The sequence below is a fragment of the Candidatus Alcyoniella australis genome (assembly GCA_030765605.1).
GTDB lineage: Bacteria > Lernaellota > Lernaellaia > JAVCCG01 > Alcyoniellaceae > Alcyoniella > Alcyoniella australis.
The window spans coordinates 1-21,223 of record JAVCCG010000036.1 but is presented as its reverse complement, the minus strand read 5'-3'; the positions used below and the strand labels follow the sequence as shown (position 1 = coordinate 21,223).

Annotated in this window: 13 protein-coding genes; 8 read left to right on the top strand and 5 right to left on the bottom strand. The window is 63.0% G+C overall.

Going from position 1 to position 21,223, the window contains the following annotated elements:
• Positions 1 to 60: 60 nt before the first annotated feature.
• From P9M14_04315 to P9M14_04300, 4 genes are all read right to left on the bottom strand, one after another.
• The gene (locus P9M14_04315) at positions 61 to 1,623 is read right to left on the bottom strand and encodes a hypothetical protein (protein ID MDP8254950.1); all 1,563 of its coding nucleotides are present in this window, start codon (positions 1,621 to 1,623) and stop codon (positions 61 to 63) included.
• A 9-nt stretch (positions 1,624 to 1,632) separates the two neighbouring features.
• A complete protein-coding gene (locus P9M14_04310; GenBank protein MDP8254949.1) occupies positions 1,633 to 3,321 on the bottom strand; it encodes a hypothetical protein in 1,689 nt (562 codons plus the stop codon).
• 2 nt (positions 3,322 to 3,323) lie between these two features.
• A complete protein-coding gene (gene lepB / locus P9M14_04305) occupies positions 3,324 to 4,295 on the bottom strand; it encodes a signal peptidase I (GenBank protein MDP8254948.1) in 972 nt (323 codons plus the stop codon).
• A gap of 217 nt (positions 4,296 to 4,512) precedes the next feature.
• Entirely contained in the window at positions 4,513 to 5,328 is an 816-nt protein-coding gene (locus tag P9M14_04300) for a hypothetical protein (GenBank protein ID MDP8254947.1), read from the bottom strand.
• Positions 5,329 to 5,461: 133 nt separating this feature from the next.
• Between P9M14_04300 and P9M14_04295 the strand changes: the two genes are divergently transcribed.
• From P9M14_04295 to P9M14_04270, 6 genes are all read left to right on the top strand, one after another.
• A complete protein-coding gene (locus P9M14_04295) occupies positions 5,462 to 6,802 on the top strand; it encodes a metallophosphoesterase family protein (GenBank protein ID MDP8254946.1) in 1,341 nt (446 codons plus the stop codon).
• 281 nt (positions 6,803 to 7,083) lie between these two features.
• Positions 7,084 to 8,430, top strand: coding sequence for a chromosomal replication initiator protein DnaA (gene dnaA / locus P9M14_04290; protein ID MDP8254945.1), 1,347 nt, complete (start codon positions 7,084 to 7,086; stop codon positions 8,428 to 8,430).
• A gap of 252 nt (positions 8,431 to 8,682) precedes the next feature.
• Complete coding sequence (dnaN, locus tag P9M14_04285) at positions 8,683 to 9,801, top strand: DNA polymerase III subunit beta (GenBank protein ID MDP8254944.1); 1,119 nt, start codon at positions 8,683 to 8,685, stop codon at positions 9,799 to 9,801.
• A 16-nt stretch (positions 9,802 to 9,817) separates the two neighbouring features.
• Positions 9,818 to 12,235 carry a DNA topoisomerase (ATP-hydrolyzing) subunit B gene (gene gyrB / locus P9M14_04280; protein ID MDP8254943.1) on the top strand — a complete coding sequence of 806 codons (2,418 nt, stop codon included), beginning with the start codon at positions 9,818 to 9,820 and terminating at the stop codon, positions 12,233 to 12,235.
• A gap of 454 nt (positions 12,236 to 12,689) precedes the next feature.
• Positions 12,690 to 15,308, top strand: coding sequence for a pitrilysin family protein (locus tag P9M14_04275; GenBank protein ID MDP8254942.1), 2,619 nt, complete (start codon positions 12,690 to 12,692; stop codon positions 15,306 to 15,308).
• A 61-nt stretch (positions 15,309 to 15,369) separates the two neighbouring features.
• Positions 15,370 to 16,671, top strand: coding sequence for a C25 family cysteine peptidase (locus P9M14_04270; protein ID MDP8254941.1), 1,302 nt, complete (start codon positions 15,370 to 15,372; stop codon positions 16,669 to 16,671).
• A 183-nt stretch (positions 16,672 to 16,854) separates the two neighbouring features.
• Here P9M14_04270 and P9M14_04265 read toward each other — a convergent pair whose 3' ends face one another.
• Positions 16,855 to 17,946 carry an alpha/beta hydrolase gene (locus tag P9M14_04265; protein ID MDP8254940.1) on the bottom strand — a complete coding sequence of 364 codons (1,092 nt, stop codon included), beginning with the start codon at positions 17,944 to 17,946 and terminating at the stop codon, positions 16,855 to 16,857.
• An 83-nt stretch (positions 17,947 to 18,029) separates the two neighbouring features.
• On the opposite strand from P9M14_04265, the gene P9M14_04260 reads away from it, so the two are divergent.
• Positions 18,030 to 18,698 carry a hypothetical protein gene (locus P9M14_04260; GenBank protein MDP8254939.1) on the top strand — a complete coding sequence of 223 codons (669 nt, stop codon included), beginning with the start codon at positions 18,030 to 18,032 and terminating at the stop codon, positions 18,696 to 18,698.
• A 160-nt stretch (positions 18,699 to 18,858) separates the two neighbouring features.
• Positions 18,859 to 20,919, top strand: a complete 2,061-nt coding sequence (locus P9M14_04255) for a hypothetical protein (GenBank protein ID MDP8254938.1) — start codon at positions 18,859 to 18,861, stop codon at positions 20,917 to 20,919.
• The last annotated feature ends 304 nt before the right edge of the window (positions 20,920 to 21,223 follow it).

Below are 21,223 nucleotides of genomic sequence, written 5' to 3'. Positions count from 1 at the left end.
GGGAATATCGGTTGACAATGGGCTAAAGTCAAGTCTTTAAAGCCCTTTTGTCGCGGCGCGTCATTTATCTTCGGGCACAAACAGGGTCCAGCCACCCGCGCTGGTCAGCGGATTGTAATCATCGGCAGCGGCGCTTAAGCGCAACAGTCGACCCAGGGCGGCCTGGTCGATCAGCGCGTCGCGGGCCGTGGCCTCGACGGTGAATTGCCCCAGGGCCAGGGCCAGGGAGTCCGCGTACTGGTCGCCGGTCCAGATTGCAACGCCGGGCGCGGCGTCCCAGTCCGGCCCGCGGATCAGGTCCAGGGGCAGCACGTCCGGATGCGCGCGCCAGGCGTGCAGCGCGTAGAGCCCGTCGGCCAGATCGATGCGCACGAACAGCAGCCGCAACCCGCGTGCCGAGCTCTCCTGCGCCAGTTGCCGGGCAACCGTGCTGTAGTTGTCCGAGTTCGCGCGCGGATCAAGCAAATATTGAACGGACGGATCCTCCAACCCGTCCCAAGGGTTGATCGAGGCCGCGCCCTGGCCCTGCGGACTGACCTGCCAGGCCCACAGCCCGCCCGCGGCCGCGATCAACGCGGCCAGCCCGGCGAATTGCGCACGACGGCCGAGCAATCCGATCCCCAGCCCTACCAGCACGTATGTCGCGGGCAGCATGCTGATTAGATAATTGTCCCGGCGCTTGGTCATCAGGCTTAAAAGCAACAGCGGCACGCCAAGCCAGGCCAGTGCCACCAATGCCGTGCGCCATTGGCGTTTGGCAAGCAGCGCTGCGGCGGAAACCACCGCAACCAGGGCAATGGGCAATCCGACCTGGAACCAGGCCCAGACCACTGCCGGGGCCAGCGCGCCCAGGGGGTTTTCAAGCAACCCGGGGTACTGCTCGCCCTGGGCCTGCCCAAACAGGTAATGGATCTGCAACCCGGGGATCAGCACCGGACCCAGTAGCAGCGCGCAGGCCGCGCCGATCAGCGCCGCAATTGCGCCGCGCTTGCCCGACGATTGCGGATCTTTGGCGCGCGTGTGCAGCAGCCAGATCAGGGCCGAAGCGCCGCAGCAAAAGCTTGCCAGGGCCAGCACCGCGTTGGAGAACACCAAACTACAGCGCAGCAGCAGCAGCATCGGCAGCGCGCTCAGCAGCCCGAGCCACCACAGACGCGCGCGTCCGGCCAACGCGATCAGCGCCAGCGAGAGGGTGATCAGCGCCTGAATGCACAGCAGGTCGTCGAGGTTCACGGCGCAGCCCACGCTCGCCGGGGCCAACGCCGCGGCCCAGGCCGCAGCCGCGCCCGCGCCGGGTCCGCCCAATTGCCAGGCCAACACGGCCGATGCGAGCACCAGCAGGATCAGCAGCAAAATCTGCACCGCGCACAGCGTTCCCCAACTGTGACCCAGTACGCTTTGCAGCGCCCCGGCCGCCCAGATCAGCGGACTGTGCGCCGTGGCTGCCGCACCCGGAGCCACGTCTACACCGTTCAGCCCCAGGCTCAGGCTCAGCGTGTCCCAGGCCGCAACGTGGGGCCGGGGGATGATCTGCGGGTTGTCGAACCCCACCCACCAGCACCACAGCGCAATGGCTGCGATTGCCGCGGCCGTGATCAGCGCCAGTGACGTCCTGCGTGACATCGCGCTACCCTACAACCCTTGTTCCGATTCAGGCACAGAGGGATCGTAAATCTCGGCATTGCCCCAATCCACGCTTTGCAGCGGATCTTGGTCCCAGCCCAGGGCGAATTGCGCCAGGCGTCCGGCCGATCCCAGCAGCGCGTAAAACGGGTCGTAGCGCCCGCTGCCGGAGTCCAGCGCCCGCGCCAGGTCCAACCGCCACAGGCCGTGCTCGCCCGAGGTCAGGTAGGCCGCGTCGCGCCGCGGATCGACCTCGATCCAGCGCAACCACTGGGGACCGACCAGCCGCGCCAGCAGCGCGCCGTCGGCAATCCCTCGCAGCTCGATCAGCGGCGAGAGTCCGCCGCAAATCAGCAGGCCGCGCTCAAGGTCCAGGGCCAGGGCCCGCACCCCGGGGAAGGCCGGGATCGAGCGTTGCACCGCGTAGGTTGCAAGATCGATCTGCAGCACCTGGCCGCGCAACGGGAAGCTGATAAACAGCGAGTTGGCCGCGCGGTCGAACGCCATGCGCTCGCCCGAGGGCGGCAGCGCCAGGCTGCGCAGCGGCTCGAGGGTGGCCGCGTCAAGGGTCAGCAGCAGGCCCGGCACCGCGTGCAGCAAATGCAGCACCCCGCGCTGCGGGTCGAGCACCGCGTCGTGAAACATCCCGCTGCCGTGGGAGGCGAGAACCACGCGACCCTGCGGATCGAGGCGGATCGTGCCGTCGATGCACGAGACCAGCAGCAACGCCGGATCGTGCGCCAGCAGCGTGCGGCAGCCCGTGGGCATCCGCAGCCGCCCCACACGCCGGTCCCAGTCCACGCTGCGCACCAGCTTCAGGCTGCGCGCGTCGAGCACCAGGGTCTTGGCTCGCGGCGGTTCGCAGATCAGCAGCTCGCCGTTGTGCTCGTCCAGGGCCAGGGCCATCACCGCGCTGGGCGCGATGGACTCGGACTCGATGCGATCCCCGCTGCGCGCATCGAGGCGCACGATCTTCTGCTCCTGGCGGTCGACCGCGATCAGCGATCCGTCGGCCGGATCGACCAGCACTTGGAAGAAGGCGCCGGGCGCCAGCTGCTCCAATGCCGGATTTACGCGCGGCAATACGCTGACGCTCAGCGGATCGAGCAGCCAGGGGAGCAGGCACAGCGCGCAGACCAGGCCCGCGCCGATCGGTCGCAACGCCGCTATCCAGCGTCCGCGCGCAGCAGCGTACGCCGCGTAGAGCCCGCTGGGCAGCAGCAAATCCGCAACTCCGTAGCCGCGCAGCAACAGCCGCGTCTCGCGGGCGTCCAGGCGTGATCCGCTGTGCAGCCACAGGGCGGCGCTGACGTTGATTCCAAGGTAGAGCGCCGCGAGCCACTCCCACGCGGGCAGCTCTTGCATCTCCAGGCCCGCACGGCACAAGCGCGGCGCGGCCAAATACGCGGCAGCGGAACCCAATCCGCAAATCACGGCAAAGATCGTCCAGCCGCGGCTAAAGCGCGCGGCCCGCTCAATGCGCGGCAGCAGCATCAATCCCGCAGCCGGGAGCAGGGCGTAGAACAGCGCGCGGTAAACATCGGCCTGGCCCACCAGCTCGAGCATGGTCTCGTGACGGTCCCAGCCCGCCAGGGTGTCGAGCATCGGCAACACCAAGTGCAGCAGCACGAACAGCAGCGCGGCCAGGCGCGCGGCGTAGCGCAGTGTCGGTTGCAGCGAGCGCCGCGATCGCGCCACGCTTAAAGCCTGCGCAGGGTACGCCCCGGACGCGGCACGGGCAGCGGCAGCGAGCGGCACATGTCAAAGGATGTATAGATGAACACGGCGCGACCGACCACGTTTCCCACGGGCACCGGTCCGACAATGCGGCTATCCTGCGAGTAGTCGCGACAATCGCCCATCATGAACAGCTGCCCTTGCGGCACGCGCACGTTGAACTCGGGCTCGGGCAGCATGTCGGTGGAGCGCAGGATTTCGTACTCGCCCCACGGCGCGGATACGCGGAAGCGCAGATAGATCTGCTCAACGTCGCCGCACAGCCCGGCGTCCCATACGCCCAAAGGCGTCTCGAGCTGCGGCTCGTAGTTGACGCGTAAAAACCCCTCGTCCGGGTCGAGGCTCACCACGTCGCCGCCCACGCCGATCACGCGCTTGACCCATTCCTCGTCCGATCCGTCCGGCGGACGAAAAACCACGATCTCACCGCGTTGCGGGGAGCGGTCTTGATAGGCCGTGCGGTCCACGGCGATTACGTCCATCACGGTCAGCGTGGGCAGCATCGAGGTCGAGGGGATCTTGCTGTACTTGAGCACGTTTTCGTTGACCACCACGTAGCCCGCAGTGTCCAACAGCGTGGTCAGCACCACGAACAGCAGGTGCCAATACCAGCGCGGCACCCAACGCTCGTGCAGCGGGCCCATGGCCCGCGCGGTAATCACCGATTCGACCACGGCAAAGGCGTACATCGGCAACATCAGCGCCGGCAGATACAGCGGCTGTCCCGAACGCGCGGCAAGCAGCGCCGCAAGCACCGAGAGCGCCTGAGCGATCAGGAACACCCAGGCCGCCTTGAACAGCTGGCCGTTGTAGAACTGGCCCCAGCCGATCTGCATTACGCTCATCACACCGGCCCAGGCCGGACGATGAATGTGGATCCGCGGCCGATGCGTACTCTGCGCCGCCTCGCCGGCTTGAGGTTGTTCAACGGACATCGGCCGCCATTCTACAGGCGGCTTGGAGCCGCAGCAAAATTCGCGAGCGAACCATGGTCGTAGCTCGACGACCTTCCCCACGACGGAAGATGGGGGTGGATCGTTGCATTACGACCAACGAACTATGCGAGCCTTGCCCCCATGTCGAAAATGCCGGACGAAAAAAAAGGGACAGGGCCAATGCCCCGTCCCTTGTGGTTTGCCAATGCAAGTCGGATCAGTCGACCGTCGCGTAAGCCTGCATGTTGTCCACGAAGCCCGTGCCGTTCCAGCCGTCGCCGTCGTAGGCAAAGACGTGCAGTCCGACCAGCGGTCCGTTGGTCACGCTGTAGGGCGAGAAATCCAAGAACTGCTTGCCGGTGCAAGATGTGGCCGCTCCGTCGAGCAACACGCTATAGGTGCGCGCCACCGGGTTGATCTCGAGGGTGACCACGTGGAATTGGGTCTGGTCGAAGGTCGCGCAGTCCTGGTAAGCCCCGCCGTTGTCCTCGCCCAGCGAGGTCAGCTTGCCGACCTCGTAGTCCACATAAAAGTAATCCAGGTCGCCGTAGGTTGTGTCGGTCATGTACATGCCGAATCCCATGGCGTTGCCCGCGGTCATCGCCATCTCGTACTCGAGGTTGAACGCGGCGGCCAGCTCGGGGTTGCTCAGCGGGTGGGTGGCTGCTCCGCCGTCGCCGTCTGCCGTGCTGGTGTCTACAATGTGCATCGCGTTGCCCGAGGCGGCCTTGGACAGGGCGGATACGTCGATGGTGGCGTTGGTGACGGTCACGACCCACGGTGCGGGCAGGGCGCCGACGGTGTAGGAGTCGAAGTCGACTTCCCAGAACGGCAAGTCGTCGTCGTCATCGTCGTCGTCATCGTCGATATCGTCGTCGTCGTCGTCGTCCACCAGGTCGTCGTCGTCGTCGTCCACCAGGTCGTCGTCATCGTCGTCGTCGTCGTCGCCGCCACAGGCACTGATTGCCGCCAGGCTCAGTACCATGGCCAACGTCAGCATCAGGGCGAAGATCAGCATCGTGTAACGCTTCATCTCTTTTCTCTCCTTTTCTTAACCCCAGAATTATCGAGTTAACAAGGAATCATACCCCCCTGTGTGGGAATTAAGTCAAATCGATACAATTTTTTACGGCCGCAGTGCATAATCGTCCGTCGGAGGAAAAGCAATGAGCGGATACAGACTGTTGGTAGCGACCGCCGCCTGCCTGGCTGTGTTGACCTTGAGCGCCGCGCCGGGCGCAGCGCTGGAGATCGGCGAGGCCGAGCTGGTGAGTGTGGGCCTGGACTGGGTCACCCTGAGCTGGACCACGGACGAGCCCTGCGCAGGATCGGTGCGCTACGGCTTTTCTTCGGCAGACTACGACCAGGTGTACGAGGAGGCCGATTCCGCGATCTACCACCGCGCGGACATTCGCGGCCTGAATTCGGGAATCGCCTACAGCTATGAGATCCGTTGCGGCGGCCAAACCGCGGCCCTGGACGAGCTGAGCCCGGGTTGGTTCCAGACCCTGAACGAGCCCGGCGGCGAGTTCCTGTTCCGCTTCGGCACGCTCAACGACATGCACATCGGCGAGTCCACCGCAGGACTGCTGCAACTGGGGCCGATCGTGCTCACTCCGGGCTTTACCTGGCCCGACCCGCAGAACCCCTACTGGCTGTTCTCCAACGCGGCCGCGCTCAACGGCGCCTCGGACGCCGGCGCCGAGCTGCTGGTGATCAAGGGCGACCTGACCTCGAACTCGTGGGCCGAGGAGTACCAGGCCTACCTGGACTTGACCGCGGGCTATCCGCTGCCGATCTGGGAACTGCGCGGCAACCACGACCGGCCCGGCGAGGACGGGGATCTGTTCCTGAGCATGTTGGGGCTGGAGTCGTCCAACCGCAGCTTTGAATACCAGGGGGTCAAGTTCATCCTGCTGGACTCGGTCGATCCGCTCAGCGGCGCGCCGAGCCTGTCCAACCAGACCATGACCTTTCTCATATCGCAGCTTCAGTCCGCGCCGGATACGCCGACGCTGATCTTCCTGCATCACGCGGTACGCGTGCCGGCCTGGGGCCTGGGCCAGGATGCCGAGAAACTGCTGGCGTTGATCGACGAACACCCGCAGGTGCTGGCCGTACTCTCCGGCCACAGCCACCGCGCGGCGGTCGATCCCTACCTGACTGCCGACGGCCGCGTCGTGCCGCTGATCGAGACGCCCAGCACCAAGGAGTACCCGCTGGGCTATACGATCTACGATGTGTACACCCAGGGTTTCGTCCAGACCTTCCACCGATCGGACTGCGAGGATTGCCGCGCCTGGCAACACATCACCCGCGAGGAGTACTTCGGCCTGGCGCCCACGATTTTGCTCGGGCCGCTGGAGGCGCGCTGCTTTACCCACCGCTTTGACCAGCCGATTGAGGGCGGAGGCGACGACGATGACGCAGAGCCGCCGCCCGCGCCGGATATCCCGCCAACGACGATGGATCTGGACCAGGGCGATCGAGTTTGCGGCGGATTGTAAAACCGATTCGCGCGATTGCCCAAGGTTGGTTTTTCATCTTTACAGTTCATGTGGATTGTGGTACTTATTATGATCTGAATCAGGAGGTCTGGATTGGTTCCCCCTCTTATTCGTCTCAACCCCTAAGATGTTGTTATGCAAGAAGATTTCACATTTGAACGCGACCTTTGCGCCTGGTTTTGCGTTATCAACAGCTGTGGAATTCCCTGTGGACAAACTGGGGATCGAGACCTGTAATTCTTGGTATTAAAGCCACTATCGCCACGGGAAATGAGGCCGAAATGAAGACTGTTTGGACCGAGACGGCTCAGTTGCTGCGCTCACGCGTGCCGGCTCAGGCCTGGTCGGCGTGGGTCGAGCCCGTCGAGTTCGTCGACGCCGAGGAAAGTTCCATGACCCTGGAGGTCCCGAGCAAGTACGCCAAAGAGGTGTTTCTCGAGAAATACATCTCGATTACCAAAGAGGCGTTGCACGAGCTGACCGGTCGTCACTATCAGTTAAAGTTTATGATCAACGAGGCCAAGGGTAAGGCCCAACTGAGCCTGCTCAACGACGAGACCACGCCGCCGGTGGATCGCCGACATCGCGCCAAGCGCAACGAGCGCAAAAAGCTCAACGCGCAGTTCTCGTTCAGCCAGTTCATCGTCGGCCCGAGCAATCAGTTCTGCTACGCGGCGTGCAACTCGGTGGCCAACAATCCGGGACGCAGCTACAACCCGCTGTTCATTTACGGCGGCGTGGGATTGGGCAAGACGCACATCCTCAACGCCATCGGCAACCACGTGATGCGCAAGTGGTCGGACATGCGCGTGCTGTACATCACCGCCGAGACGTTCATGAACGAGATGATCATGTCGTTGCAGCACAACCGCATTCAGGCTTTCCGCAACAAGTTCCGCAACGGCTGCGACGTGCTGCTGATCGACGACATCCAGTTCCTGACGGGCAAGGAGCGCACCCAGGAGGAGTTCTTCCACACCTTCAACTCGCTGTACGAGACCGAGCGCCAGATCGTGATGACCTCGGACAAGTTCCCCAAGGACATCCCGGGCCTCGAGGAGCGGCTGCGCAGCCGTTTCGAGTGGGGGCTGATCGCCGACATCGCGCCGCCCGAGCTCGAGACGCGCATCGCGATCCTGATCGCCAAGGCCAAAAAAGAACGCGCCGACCTGCCCGACGACGTGGCGCTGTTTTTGGCGAGCAACTTCCGCAACAACATCCGCGAACTCGAGGGCGCCTATATCCGCGCTCACGCTTTCGCCTCGCTCTCGGGCAAGCAGCTCACCGTCGAGCTGGCGCGAGAGGTGCTCAAGCATATGATCCGCGACAAGAACCATCGGCCGACGATCGAGGACATCCAGAAAACCGTGGCCGACTACTACCACGTCAAGGTCCACGACCTGCGCGGACACAGGAAGCCCAAGATCATCGCCCACCCGCGTCAGGTGGCGATGTACCTCAGCCGCAAGATCACCGAGGCCAGCTACCCCGAGATCGGCCAGCGCTTCGGCGGCAAGGACCACTCGACGGTGATCCACGCGGTGAACCGCATCGTCAAGAAAATGCAGGAAGACATCAACCTCAGCGGCGAGATCGATTCGCTGCTCAAGACGCTGAGCAAGGGTTGAGCCGCAGACGGCGGCCAATCAGGGGGATGCAAGGGGTGTTAAAAGCCTGGGAGTCGTTCGGGGGATCAATTGTGGACAAGTCGGTTGTTCACAGATTGGGTCGATCGGTACACAGCACGGTCCATACTTTATCACCAGGAGGTTTGCCTTTGGCACCGGGCAGTTGTACGCTCGATCCACAAATTCACAGGCGATAATACTAATACTAGAAGACTATAATACATAGAACATATAAGGAGCACGGACGCGGCCATGGAATTCACAATAACCAAAGATGACTTCCTGCGCGGACTGGGAAGAATCCAGAGCATTATCGACAAAAAGCATACGCTTCCCATCCTCTCCAACGTACTGCTCGAAGCGGGCAAGGATCAGCTTGAACTGGTCGCCACCGACCTTGAAGTCGGGATCCGCGTGCAGCTTTCCGCCGACGTGGCGGACGAGGGCAACATCACGGTCTCGGCCAAAAAACTGTTCGAGATTATCCGTGAGCTGCCCGAGGGACCGATCCGCATCGCCACGTTGGACAACGACTGGATCCAGGTCACCAGCGGCAAGGCCGTGTTCAAGGTGGTCGGTCTGGCAGCCGAGGACTTCCCGATGTTCCCGGCGTTCGATCCGGAGAGCTTCGAGGCCGTGGACGGCGACATGCTGCTGGACATGATGGAGAAGACAGCCTTTGCCGCATCCACCGACGAGACGCGTTACTACCTCAACGGCGTGTTGTTCGAGAGCGAGCAGGGCGAAGGTCAGCCGCTGCTGCGGATGGTCAGCACCGACGGACATCGGCTGTGCATGGTGGTCAAGACCGTCGAGAGCCTGGGCAACCTAAAGCTCGAGGAACCGGTAATTATCCCGCGCAAGGGAGTCGCCGAACTGCGCAAGCTGCTCTCGGACGACGACGAGCCGGTAATGCTGATGCTGCGCGAGCGCAACATCATCGTCAGCAAGGGCTCGGTGCTGTTCGTGATCAGACTGATCGACGGCGAGTTCCCCGATTACCGCCAGGTGGTGCCCAAGGAGCTGCAGCGCAGCATCAGCACCGACCGCGGACTGCTCTCATCGGCCCTGCGTCGCGTTTCGGTGCTCAGCTCGGAAATAACGCGCGGCGTCAAGCTCGACTTCGAGGGCAATGCGTTGAACATCTCGTCGAGCAATCCCAATTTCGGCGACGCCACCGAGGAGCTCGATGTGGCCAGCGAGGGCGAACCGTTGGCCATCGGCTTCAACTCGCGCTACCTGCTGGACGTGCTCGGCGCATCCGACGCCGAGGAGGTCAAGCTCAGCCTCGGCGACGAGCTCAGCCCGGCTATCATCCGCTTTACGGGCAACGAAGAGTTCCTGGCAGTGATCATGCCCATGAGGCTCTAGCACGGATAATCAAACTATGACGGACAAGAATAAAGATAAAACGCAAGGGGAGGATTATACCTCCCAGAACATCCAGGTGCTCAAGGGGCTGGCCGCGGTGCGCAAGCGCCCGGCGATGTACGTCGGCTCGACCGGCGCGCTGGGACTGCACCACCTGGTCTACGAGGTGGTCGACAACAGCGTCGACGAGGCGATGGGCGGCTACTGCAGCGAGATCGATGTCACGATCCACGTCGACAACTCGGTGACCGTGATCGACAACGGACGCGGTATTCCCACCGACTGGCACGAGCGCGAAAATCGTCCCGCGGCCGAGGTCGTAATGACGATCCTCCACGCCGGCGGCAAGTTCGACAAATCCAGCTACAAGATCTCCGGCGGCCTGCACGGCGTGGGCGTGTCGGTGGTCAACGCGCTGAGCGAGTGGCTCAATCTCGAGATTCGTCGCAACGACAAGGTCTACACCCAGCGCTACGAGCGCGGCGAGATCGCATCCCCGTTCACCGAAGAGGGCAAGACCCGCAAACGCGGCACCAAGATCACCTTCAAGCCCGACCCGCAGATCTTCCAGGAGTTGATCTTCAACTTCGATACTCTCTCCCAGCGCCTGCGCGAGCTGAGTTTCCTCAACGCCGGGCTGAAGATCACGATCACCGACGAGCGCGACGAAAAGAACCATACGTTCTTCTACAAGGGCGGGATCCTGCAGTTCGTCGAGCACCTCAACCAGAAAAAAGAGCCGATGCACCCCAAGCCGGTCTACTTCGAGGGCGAGCGCGAGGGGGTCAGCGTCGAGATCGCGCTGCAATACAACCGCGGCTACCAGGAAAAACTGTTCAGCTTCGCCAACAACATCAACACCATCGAAGGCGGAACGCACCTGATCGGATTCAAGTCGGCGCTGACGCGTACGGTCAACTCCTACGCCCAAAACAACAGCCTGCTCAAGGATCTCAAAAGCTCGCCCTCGGGCGACGACGTGCGCGAGGGTCTAACCGCGGTGATCTCGGTCAAGGTCCCCGAGCCGCAGTTCGAGGGGCAGACCAAGACCAAGCTGGGCAATACCGAGGTCAAGGGGTTGGTCGAGACGCTGGTCAACGAGAAGCTCTCATCCTACCTCGAGGAGCACCCGACGGTAGCGCGCAAGATCGTGGCCAAGTGCGTCGAGTCGGCCCGCGCCCGTGACGCAGCGCGTAAGGCCCGCGATCTGACACGCCGTAAAAGCGCACTGGAAGCGGGCAACCTGCCGGGCAAACTCGCCGACTGCCAGGAACGCGACGCGGCCGGAGCCGAGCTGTTTTTAGTCGAGGGCGACTCGGCCGGCGGATCGGCCAAACAGGGGCGCGACCGGCGCTTCCAGGCGATCCTTCCGCTACGCGGCAAGATCCTCAACGTCGAGAAAGCGCGCTTCGACAAGATGCTGGCCAACGAGGAAATCAAGGTCATCATCCAAGCCCTGGGTACGGGCATCGGCGTGGACGAGTTCAGCGTCGAGAAGCTGCGCTATCACAAGATCATCATCATGACCGACGCCGACGTGGACGGCAGCCACATCCGCACCCTGCTGCTGACATTCTTCTATCGTCAGATGCCCGGGCTGGTCGAACAGGGCAACCTATACATCGCCCAGCCGCCGCTGTTCCGCGTTGCAGGCAAGGGGATCAAGCGCGGCATCTACATGAAAGACGAGGACGCGCTGCGAGAGCTGCAGATCGAACGCGCCTGCGACGGGGTCAAGGTCCAGAGCAACGGCAACGAACAGATCGACGGCCGCAAGCTCGCAACAATGGTGCGCTCGCTGATCGATTACCACTACCACCTGGGCAAGCTCGAGCGCCGCGGCTACGGCTCCAAGCTGATCAGCTACCTGCTGGGCCGCGGGCTGAACTTTAAAAAGCAGATCGAGCAGGCCGACTATGTGGCGCAGATGCACGAAGAACTCGAGCAGTTGGGCTTCAACGTGGGCGACTCCACGCTCAACGAGGAATACGGCACCTGGGGCTTCGACGTGACATACGCCGCGGGCGGGCAGTACACCAGCCGACGCCTGGGCCTGGACCTGCTGAGCTCGGCCGAGTACCGCGAACTGATCAAGCTGGACAAGCTGCTCGCAGAACTGGGAGAGGCGCCGTTCACCGTGATCGAAAACAGCACAAGCTCCGAGGCGAGCGATCGCGCGGAACTGCTGCGGCTGATCTTCGATCTGGGAAGCCGCGGCCTGACCATCCAACGCTACAAAGGGTTGGGCGAGATGAACGCCGACCAACTGTGGGATACCACCATGGACCCGGAGAAGCGTGTGCTGCTCCAGGTGCGAATCGAGGACGCGGTGGAGGCCGACGAGGTGTTCACCGTGCTGATGGGCGACAAGGTCGAACCCCGCCGCCAGTTCATCGAGGACAACGCACTCAATGTGGTCAACCTCGACGTCTAGGCGCCGCATAACTCGCACAGCACCAGGGTCGTTAACCAGCGACCCTCTCCGCGACGGCGGCCTTGAGGCGGTTATCAGCCGCAGCAAAGCTCGCATAGTTCGCTGGTCCTAATCCAACGATCCGCCCTGCGCCCGGCTTTGAGCGGGGGGCAAGGCTCGCGCAGAACGCTGGTTGTAATCCAACGACCCTCTCCGCGCCCGGCTTTGAGCCGGGGGCAAGGCTCGCGCAGAACGCTGGTTGTAATCCAACGACCCTCTCCGCGGCGGAAGATGGGGGTGGGTAATAATGTTGAATAGCATTATTTGGTGAGCGCTCGCGGGGCATTGGCTCAAAATTATCTAAAACAATTCACCATGCCCTCCGTGGCATTCCCTCCCTTCCCCAAGGGTTCTCTTGATCTGCCGGGGTAAAGGTTCTAACGTCATCGGCTCGCAACGGATGAAAGGATAATGTGTGAATCGTAGCGATCAATGGCCGCAAATCCGCACTCTGGGCAACGGGCTGAGGATCGTGCTCGACCCGCTGTCGGGCTCGCCGGTAGTCTCGGTTCAGGCCTGGGTGATGGTCGGCTCGGCCGACGAGCGCCCCGATCAGGCGGGCCTGGCCCACGTACACGAGCACATGGTGTTCAAGGGCACGCCCACGCGGCCGGTGGGCGCGATCGCAGCGGAGGTCGAGGGTCTGGGCGGCGAGATCAACGCCTTTACCAGCCTGGATCATACGGTCTACTACATCACGATTGCCTCGCGCTTCGCTGATCGCGCGCTGAGCGTGTTGGGCGACGCGTTGAACAATACGCTGTTCGATCAAGACGAGCTGACGCGCGAGCTCGAGGTGATCCGCGAGGAGATCCTGCGCGGCCGCGACAACCCGCAGATCAGGCTCAGCGATTTACAGTTCTCCGAAGCCTTTGCAATTCATCCCTACGGCCGACCGGTCATCGGCATCGAGCAGTCCGTGGCCGCGATGACCCGCGAAAAGGTGATCGAGTTTTACGACCGCTGGTATTGCCCGTCGAACGTCTGCCTGGTGGTTTCCGGCGAGTTCGAGCCGGACGTGATTATGCAGTTGATCGAAAGCGAGTTCGGCCAAAGGCGGCCCGCGCCGTTGCCCGCCGTTGGTCCGCGTCAGGCCGAGCCCGAGCCCGAGGGACCGCGCGCGCAGATCGAGGCCTCGTCCGTGTCCGAATGCTACCTATCGTTGGCCTGGCCCGCGCCCGCCATCGATCATCCTGACGCGGCGGCCCTGGACGTGGCGGCGCTGGTGCTCGGGGCCGGAGAATCCAGCCGGTTGTACCGCGAGGTGCACGATAAGCGCGAGCTGGCGTTCGCGGTCTGGGCCCAGAACTATACGCCCAAGGATCCGGGGCTGATGTTCGCCGGGGCGATGACCACGGCCGAGCATTTCGAGCCCTGCCTTTCGGCGATCCTCGAGCAGTGCGCGCAAATCGCCCTAGAGCCGCCCGACCCCGAGGAGCTATGCAAGGCCAAGCGGATCGTCGAGGCCGAGCTGGTGTTCGACGCCGAGACCGTGCAGGGCTCGGCGCACAAGCTCGGGCTGTCGATGAGCCTCACCGATGATGTAAATCTCGAGGCCCAGTACCTGGCGCGGGTGCGCGCGGTGCAGGCCCAAGACGTGCAACGGGTCGTGGCGCAATACATGCGGCCCGAACGGATTCGGCTCGCCGCGCTGTGGCCCGAGCAGGCGGGAGACGCGCCGAGCCAAAAGGCGCTGCTCGAGCGCGTTCTGGCAGCCCCCGCGCCTGCGGCGGTCGAGGCTACACCCGAGCAAGTCGCCCAGCCGACGCAAACGCACAAGGCGGCGCGGCGCACGGTGCGGCAGGTCCAGCCGCTCTATCGCGAGCTGCCAAGCGGAATGAAACTGGTGGCGATTCAGCGTCCGGGCAGCGGCGTGGTGAGCATGCGCGCGGCCCTGCTCGGGGGCCAGCGCATGGAGCGGGTCGAACACGTAGGATTGCAAAACTTCTGCGCCCAGATGCTGACTAAGGGCACGAGCACGCGCGACGCGGCGCAGCTGGCCCGCGAGGTCGACCGGCTGGCCGGATCGCTGAGCGGATTCTCGGGCCGCAACAGCATCGGCCTTACCGGCGAGTTTCTGGCCGCGGACTTCCAGCGCGGGCTCGAGCTGTTCAGCGACGTACTGCTGCGTCCGCGCTTCGATGCGGACGAGGCCGAGAAGAAACGCCGCGAGCTGCTCTTTGCCCTCTCCAGCCGCCGCGATCAACCGGCGCGCGTGGCCTTCGACCTGTTCGCGCGCACGCTCTACGGCGACCACGCCTACAGCTTCCCCAGCCTGGGCAACGTCCAAAGCGTGGGCGCGATCAGCGTCGAGCAGCTTAGGCGAGCCTGGCGCGACCAGCTGCGCGCGCGCTCGTGCGTGATCGGCGTGGCTGGCGACGTGGATCCGCTGGAGGCCCTCGATGCGTTGCAAGACGCGATCGACCTGCAGCAAACCGCGGACCTCGAGCCGTTGCGACCCGAGCCCGCGCCGTCGCGTCTTGACGGGCCGCGCCAGGCGACCCAGAGCAGCGACAAGCAGCAGGCCCACGCGGTGATCGGCTTTCCGGGCGCAACCCTCAACGATCCGGACCGCCATCTGCTCGAGCTGCTCAGTGCGATTCTAAGCGGACAGTCCGGGCGGCTGTTTCTCGATCTGCGCGACCGCCAGAGCCTGGCCTACAGCCTGAACAGCCTCAGCGTCGAAGGCCTTGATCCGGGATTCTTCGGCGTTTACATCGGCTGCGCGCCGGACAAGGTCGAGCACGTGCTGGAGCAGATCGATGCGCACCTCGAGCGCATCTGCAAGCAACCCGTTTCGCTCGAGGAGCTTAAGCGCGGGCGGCGCTACGTGCTGGGCAGCTTTGAGATCGAGCTGCAGACCGGCTCGGCCTGGACCTCGCAGCTGGTGCTCAACGAGCTGTACAAACTTCCGCGCGACGAAATCGAGCGCATGCGAGTGCTGCTCCAGAGCGCCACGCCCCAAGACGTGCAACGCGTGGCCCAACGCTTTCTCGATCCCCAAGCTCGAGTGCAGGTCGTGCTGACTCCCTGACGCGGCATTGTGCGGAGCTGGTGTATAATTCACCTCACAGGGGACTATCCGCGAGGGGATGATGTTCAAGCATACTGGTAGATTGTGGCTAATCCTGGCGCTGTGCGCCGTGTTGAGTCTCTGCGCCTGCTCCGGTGGAGACGACGACGACGATGACGGCGATCCGGCCGATGGCGATAATCCCGGAGACGGCGACGATTCGGGCGACGGCGGCGACGAGCAGGTGCCCGACGATCCGGGGATACACGACTACATCATCGTGGCCGCCAATCCGGATCTCGAGTCCGCGGCCATGGAGCTCAAGGCTTTGCGTCACGACGAGGGGCTCTCGGTGAAATCGACCAACCTCGAGCAGCTCGGAATTAAGGGCGACGCCGAGCAGATGATGGTCGCGTTGCGCGATTACCTGCTGGGCGAGTACGACCCGAGCCGCACCCAGTACGTGCTGTTGATCGGTTCCCACGCGCTGCTGCCGATGTGCACCGCGTACCTCGATCCGCTCAATCACTCGGCTCAGGGCGAGTACACCACGCTCACCGATTTCTACTATTCCGACCTGACCTCGGCCTGGGACTCGGACGGCGACGGGTTCTACGGCGAGTACGGCGACGACGCCATGGACTTCAATGCCGAGCTGCTGGTGGGGCGCATCCCGCTGGACGATCCGCAGCAGGTCGCAGCGGTTGCAGCGCGAATCGTCGATTGGACCGGATCCAACGCCGCGTACAAGAACGACGTAATGCTCGCCGCGGGACGCATTCAGCTCGAGGGCGATTCCTCGATCATCATGGAGGTGATTCGTACTCAGACCCTGGCGCCAGCGGGATTCAACGTGACCCGCGCCTATGCCGACGACAACCTCGCCGTGCCCGAGATCCCGCTGGAGAGCTCGGCCTTCATCGATTATTGGAACGGCCACGACCTGGGGTTCGTGATGTGGGCCTGTCACGGCAGCGCCTTTGCCGCCTACACCGGCTACGACAACGAACGTTTCTTCCGCGTGGCCGACCTTCCGGACGTGGGCGGATCAGCCCCGAGCGTGGTCTTCTCCAGCGCCTGCTCCAATGCCAAGGCCACCGAGTACAGCCTGGGCCACGCGCTGCTGGCGGACAAGGCGGCGGGATTCATCGGCTCGACCACCGTGACCCACCCCGGCGATTTGGGCGAGGGGTCTCTGACGTTCATTATTACTATCGAGGAATTCATCGTCGACGGCCTGCCGCTGGGCACATCGTTCCGCGACGGGATCAACAATTACATGGACAACTTTTTCCTGAAGATGGGCTATGAGCCGCAGCTTTACCTACGCAACATTTTCGGCTTCACGATCTATGGCGACCCGGCACTGACCTACCGGCCCTAAGCGGCAGCTTGGAGCTGCCACAAAACACGCGCAGAACGCTGGTCCTAATCCAACGATCCGCCCCGCGACCACCGCTTGGAGCTACAGCAAAACACGCGAGCGCCCGGCTTTGAGTCGGGAGCAAGGCTCGCCTCTCCGGTTGTAAGGCCACGACCCACCCCGTTTCCGCGTCGCGGAGGCGGCTCACTTCCGTTTTTTAGGCTTTGGTTTGGCCTTTACAGCAGTCTTCGGTTTGGCTTTGGCCTTGGCCACGGCTTTAGCAGCGGCTTTAGGTTTAGGTTTGCCGACCGTCTTTTTTAGCGCAGGTTTGGGCTTTGCTTTAACAGCGGCTTTGGCTTTGGCCTTGGGTTTGGGCTTCGGCTTGGGCGCGGCTTTAACGGGCAGGGGGTTGGTGCGCTCCATGCGGTCGAGGAACTTATCCATGCCCGCGTTGATCTCGCTGGGGAACTCCAGCGGCGCGTAGTGCGTGCCCTTGGGCAGCACCAGCAGCTCGGAGCCGCGAATGCGGCGGTGCATGCGTTCGCTGACGTAGACCGGAGTAAAGAAGTCGCGGCCCGCTGCCACGATCAAGGTCGGCGCGTCGATGCGGCTGAGAAAGTCCCAGGCGTCCTGTTTCCCCATGTCGTTCATCACGTGGAAGTAGGCCTCGAAGTCCAGGCCCGAGTAGTCCTCGACCAGCTCCTTGAAGACCTCGATGTCAGCCTCCTTGGCCACTATGCCCAACGGTTGCGCGAGCTTGAATAGCGGCTCGAGGTTGAGCGAAAGCTTCATCGCCTTGCCCGTAAGACCCGGCAGCCGCTCGAGCAGGTTGAACACCAGCGGCATCAGGTAGCGGCTGCCGCCCCAGTGCAACGCCGTGTCGAACGGCCGTCCCGCGCTGCCGCAAATCAGGCCCAGGCCGCGCACCTGCTCGGGGTGGGCCTTGTAATACTCGATCACAATCGGCACGCCCATGGACCAACCGGCAATGATCGGGCGCTCGACCTTAAGGTGCTCGATCAGGCAGTGCATGTCGCGCACCATCACCGGGATCGTCATTGTATTGAGGTCCCGCGGACGCTCGGAGGCGTAGAGCCCGCGGTAATCCCAGGTCACGATGCGGTAGCGCGCCTTGAGGTGGTTGAACAGATAGCACCAGGCGTTGAACGTGCCGCCCAGCCCGTTGGCGAAAACCAGCGGCGGGCCCTGGCCCACGGACTGATAGGCGATCCGCGTGCCGTCGAAGCTCTCGAAACTCCCCTTCTGGATTCCCTCGATCTTGCTCTTGTTCAACATCGATCCTCCTGGTTCCGTTTCCGGATCATAGACAGGCCGCGGCGCCCGGCGCAAGCCGTTGCCGGCCCATGTATAATGCGGCCATGTCCGATGAGCCGCATCTGCTCGAGAGCTATCGCAATCCGATCTTCTTGCTCGCCCTGCTGGTGGGCGCAGGCGTGGTGATCACGGCCGTTGGTCTGACCGGGATCTCCGAGTTCGGGCCGTTCAAACTCTACACCCACTGGGAACTGCTCCAGGCCGAGGGACGCGGCGTGGAACTGGCCGAGATGCTTTGCTACCTGGCGACCTTCGCACTGTCGACGGTCCTGGCGGTCAAGATCAGCGGCAAACGCGCGCGCTTCGCGCTCTACGGCGCATACTTCTTTGTGCTGGCAATGGAGGAGTCGGACTGGCTGCAGCAGGTGTTGGGCTACGACTCGCCGCAATTTTTCGTGGTGCACAACAAGTTCGACGCGGTCAACATCCACAACCTGCTGATGTTCGGCGAGGGATCCTCAGTGCCCGTGGGCCAATATTGGGCGTTGGCGTTTTTGCTCACGCCGTTGGCCGGGTTTCTGCTCTATAGTCTGGTGCGCGCCTGGCGCGGCGAGTTTTTGGGCAAAGTAGCGTTGATCCTGTTCGGCTTCGCGTTCTTTGCCGAGTGCATCCCCAGCCAGCCGGTGCTCCAGCTGCTGCTCGGGATCTTCGCCCTGGCCTACGCCGCGATCGTGGCCACGGTCGATTCCGAGCGCCGACGCCGCACTCTCTGACCGATCTCCATTCTAATCTTTGCCATGGGGACATAATCGCAGAGCAGTTACAGGGGACATATTCGCTAGGCTAATACCTGTGAGGTTGATTAAGTTGACAAAGATTGACTCGTAGCGTAAGCAGAAAGGTTCCACCGGGGTCACTCGTTCGGAGGCGATAATGAAGGTAAAACGGCTTGCGCTTGTACTTTTTCTGTCTGCGTTGGTGGCATGCGCCTGTTTGCTCGGCGCCTGCTCCCAGGGCGATGATGATGACGACGCCGATGACGACGACTTACTCGACGACGACGATGCGGCCGACGACGACGACGATGCATCATCCCCCGATCCGCAAACCGCGGACGATCGCATTACCCTCGAGCTGATCCCGGGTTGCAACCCGTTCGCCACCAGCGACGAGTGCGTGTTGCCCTATCCCAGCTCGTTTTTCCAGATCGATGATCCGAACAGCGCCACGGGCGTGCGCAACAACTATCCCGACGACATGCTGCCCGTGCCGCCGGACATGCCGCCGTTCGATCTGGGGCCGACCAACGACGCCGACGGCGTGTCCACGGCCGGACCGATCCTGCTGCACTTTGCCGCGGACGTGGACCCCGACGACCTGACTTTTGCCGACGAGCTCGACGAGTCGGTGGCGCTGGACTCGCCCATCGCGCTGTTCGACATCGAGACCGGCGAGCGCCTGCTGTTCATGTCGGAGATGGACGCCAACCGCAAGGAATCCCGCCCGGACCGCTACGCGCTGATCCTGCGCCCGATGTCGCCGATGGAGATGGGCCACCGCCACGTGATCGCACTGACCAACGAACTCAACGACGTGGACGGCGCGCCGTTTACATCCCCGCCGGCGTTCGTTGCGCTGCGCGACGGCGTGCTGACCAACAACCCCGAGATCGAGGCGGTGCGCGAGCGTTACGAGCTGATTTTCGCCATGCTCGAAGAGAACGGCTACCAGCGCGACGAACTGCTGCTGGCCTGGGATTTCATGGTCGCCTCCAAGGACTTCCTGCTCGGCTCGATACTCTCGATGCGCGAGGAGGCGCTGAACGCCGGAGACCTGGGCTACACCATCACCCGGATTCAGGTCGACCCCAACCAGTGGGCGGCCAAGGTGATCGAGGGCACGTTCGAGGTGCCGACGTTTCTTAACGAGAACAGCGTCTTCGACTACGACGGGCTGCACCACCCGATCCGTCAGGAGACCAACCAATCATTCCCGTTCACGATGGTGATCCCCAAGCAGGCGCGCACTCTGGGCGAGCCGCTGCCGCTGATGATCTTCGGCCACGGACTGTTCGGCTCGGGGCGCAGCTACCTCAACGGCTGGGCCGCCAAGTATATCCAGCCGCTGGCCGAGGAAAACGGCATAGTAATCATCGCCACCGATTGGATCGGCCTGAGCGCCGGCGATATGAACATGATCCTCGAAAACGTGATTACCGATCTAAACAACATCTCGCTGGTCACCGACCGGCTGCAACAGTCGCTGATCAACAACCTGACTCTCACCGAACTGGCGCTCAACCAGCTTTCGACCGATCCCGACGTGATGGTCACCGAGGAAGCGCTGCTCGATCCGGACCGAGTCTACTACTACGGCGTGAGCCTCGGCGGAATCCAGGGCTCGTCGTTCGTCTCGATCTCCGACCGCGTCTCGCGCGGCGTGTTTGCGGTTCCCGGCTCGGTCTGGCTCAACATGTTCACGCGCTCGATCAACTGGCTGCCGGTCAAACTGGTGCTCGACCTGAAATACCCCGATCCGCTGGCCCAGCAGATAGGAATCGCACTGATCCAGTCGCGGTTCGACCTCTCCGACCCGGTGAACCTCACGCGGCTGCTTTACTACGAACCGCTGCCCGATGCGCCGCCGGATCGCGTGACCCTGATCCAGGAATCGATCGGCGACTGCCAGGTGCCCAACATCGCCACCGAGATGCTGGCGCGCTCAACAGGGGCGGCGTTGATCCAGCCCTCGATCTACCCGGTTTACGGGTTGAATATCATTCCTTCGCCGACGACTGCTCCGGTAATGGTGCAGTACCACTTGGTCGAGCAGGCCCAGGCCAATCCGCCGCCGGAATCGAACGTCCCGCCCACCGTGGACAACAACGTGCACTCCGATGTGGTGTTCCTGCCCCACGTGATGCAGCAGGTATCGCACTTGCTGGCAACTGGCGAGGTCGTCCAATACTGCGACGGACCCTGCGACCCGGATTGAGGCGGCACAAAACTCACGGCACCTTTGAGGTGCTACAAAACTCGCGTAGTTCGCTGGTCGTAATACATCGACCCACCCCGCGTCGACGGCTTTGAGCCGGGTGCAGGGCTCGCGTAGTTCGCTGGTCGTTAGGCAACGATCCACTCCGCGAATAAGCATTGGGGAGATGGGGGTAAAGATCGAGATATCGATCTTTGTGTGTAGGCTCGCCGGAAGTATTGGCTCGAGATTAACTAAAACGATTCACCATGCAACCCGTGGCATTCCCTTCGACCCTCGAGTCTTAGACGCGACAAATGGTTTT

Bases quoted from the DNA above. Each gene is read 5' to 3' on its own strand.
- P9M14_04300 (MDP8254947.1), bottom strand. From the start codon at position 5,328: ATGAAGCGTTACACGATGCTGATCTTCGCCCTGATGCTGACGTTGGCC.
- P9M14_04255 (MDP8254938.1), top strand. From the start codon at position 18,859: ATGAAGGTAAAACGGCTTGCGCTTGTACTTTTTCTGTCTGCGTTGGTG.
- P9M14_04315 (MDP8254950.1), bottom strand. From the start codon at position 1,623: ATGTCACGCAGGACGTCACTGGCGCTGATCACGGCCGCGGCAATCGCA.
- lepB (MDP8254948.1), bottom strand. From the start codon at position 4,295: ATGTCCGTTGAACAACCTCAAGCCGGCGAGGCGGCGCAGAGTACGCAT.
- P9M14_04260 (MDP8254939.1), top strand. From the start codon at position 18,030: ATGTCCGATGAGCCGCATCTGCTCGAGAGCTATCGCAATCCGATCTTC.
- dnaA (MDP8254945.1), top strand. From the start codon at position 7,084: ATGAAGACTGTTTGGACCGAGACGGCTCAGTTGCTGCGCTCACGCGTG.
- dnaN (MDP8254944.1), top strand. From the start codon at position 8,683: ATGGAATTCACAATAACCAAAGATGACTTCCTGCGCGGACTGGGAAGA.
- P9M14_04295 (MDP8254946.1), top strand. From the start codon at position 5,462: ATGAGCGGATACAGACTGTTGGTAGCGACCGCCGCCTGCCTGGCTGTG.
- P9M14_04265 (MDP8254940.1), bottom strand. From the start codon at position 17,946: ATGTTGAACAAGAGCAAGATCGAGGGAATCCAGAAGGGGAGTTTCGAG.
- gyrB (MDP8254943.1), top strand. From the start codon at position 9,818: ATGACGGACAAGAATAAAGATAAAACGCAAGGGGAGGATTATACCTCC.
- P9M14_04270 (MDP8254941.1), top strand. From the start codon at position 15,370: ATGTTCAAGCATACTGGTAGATTGTGGCTAATCCTGGCGCTGTGCGCC.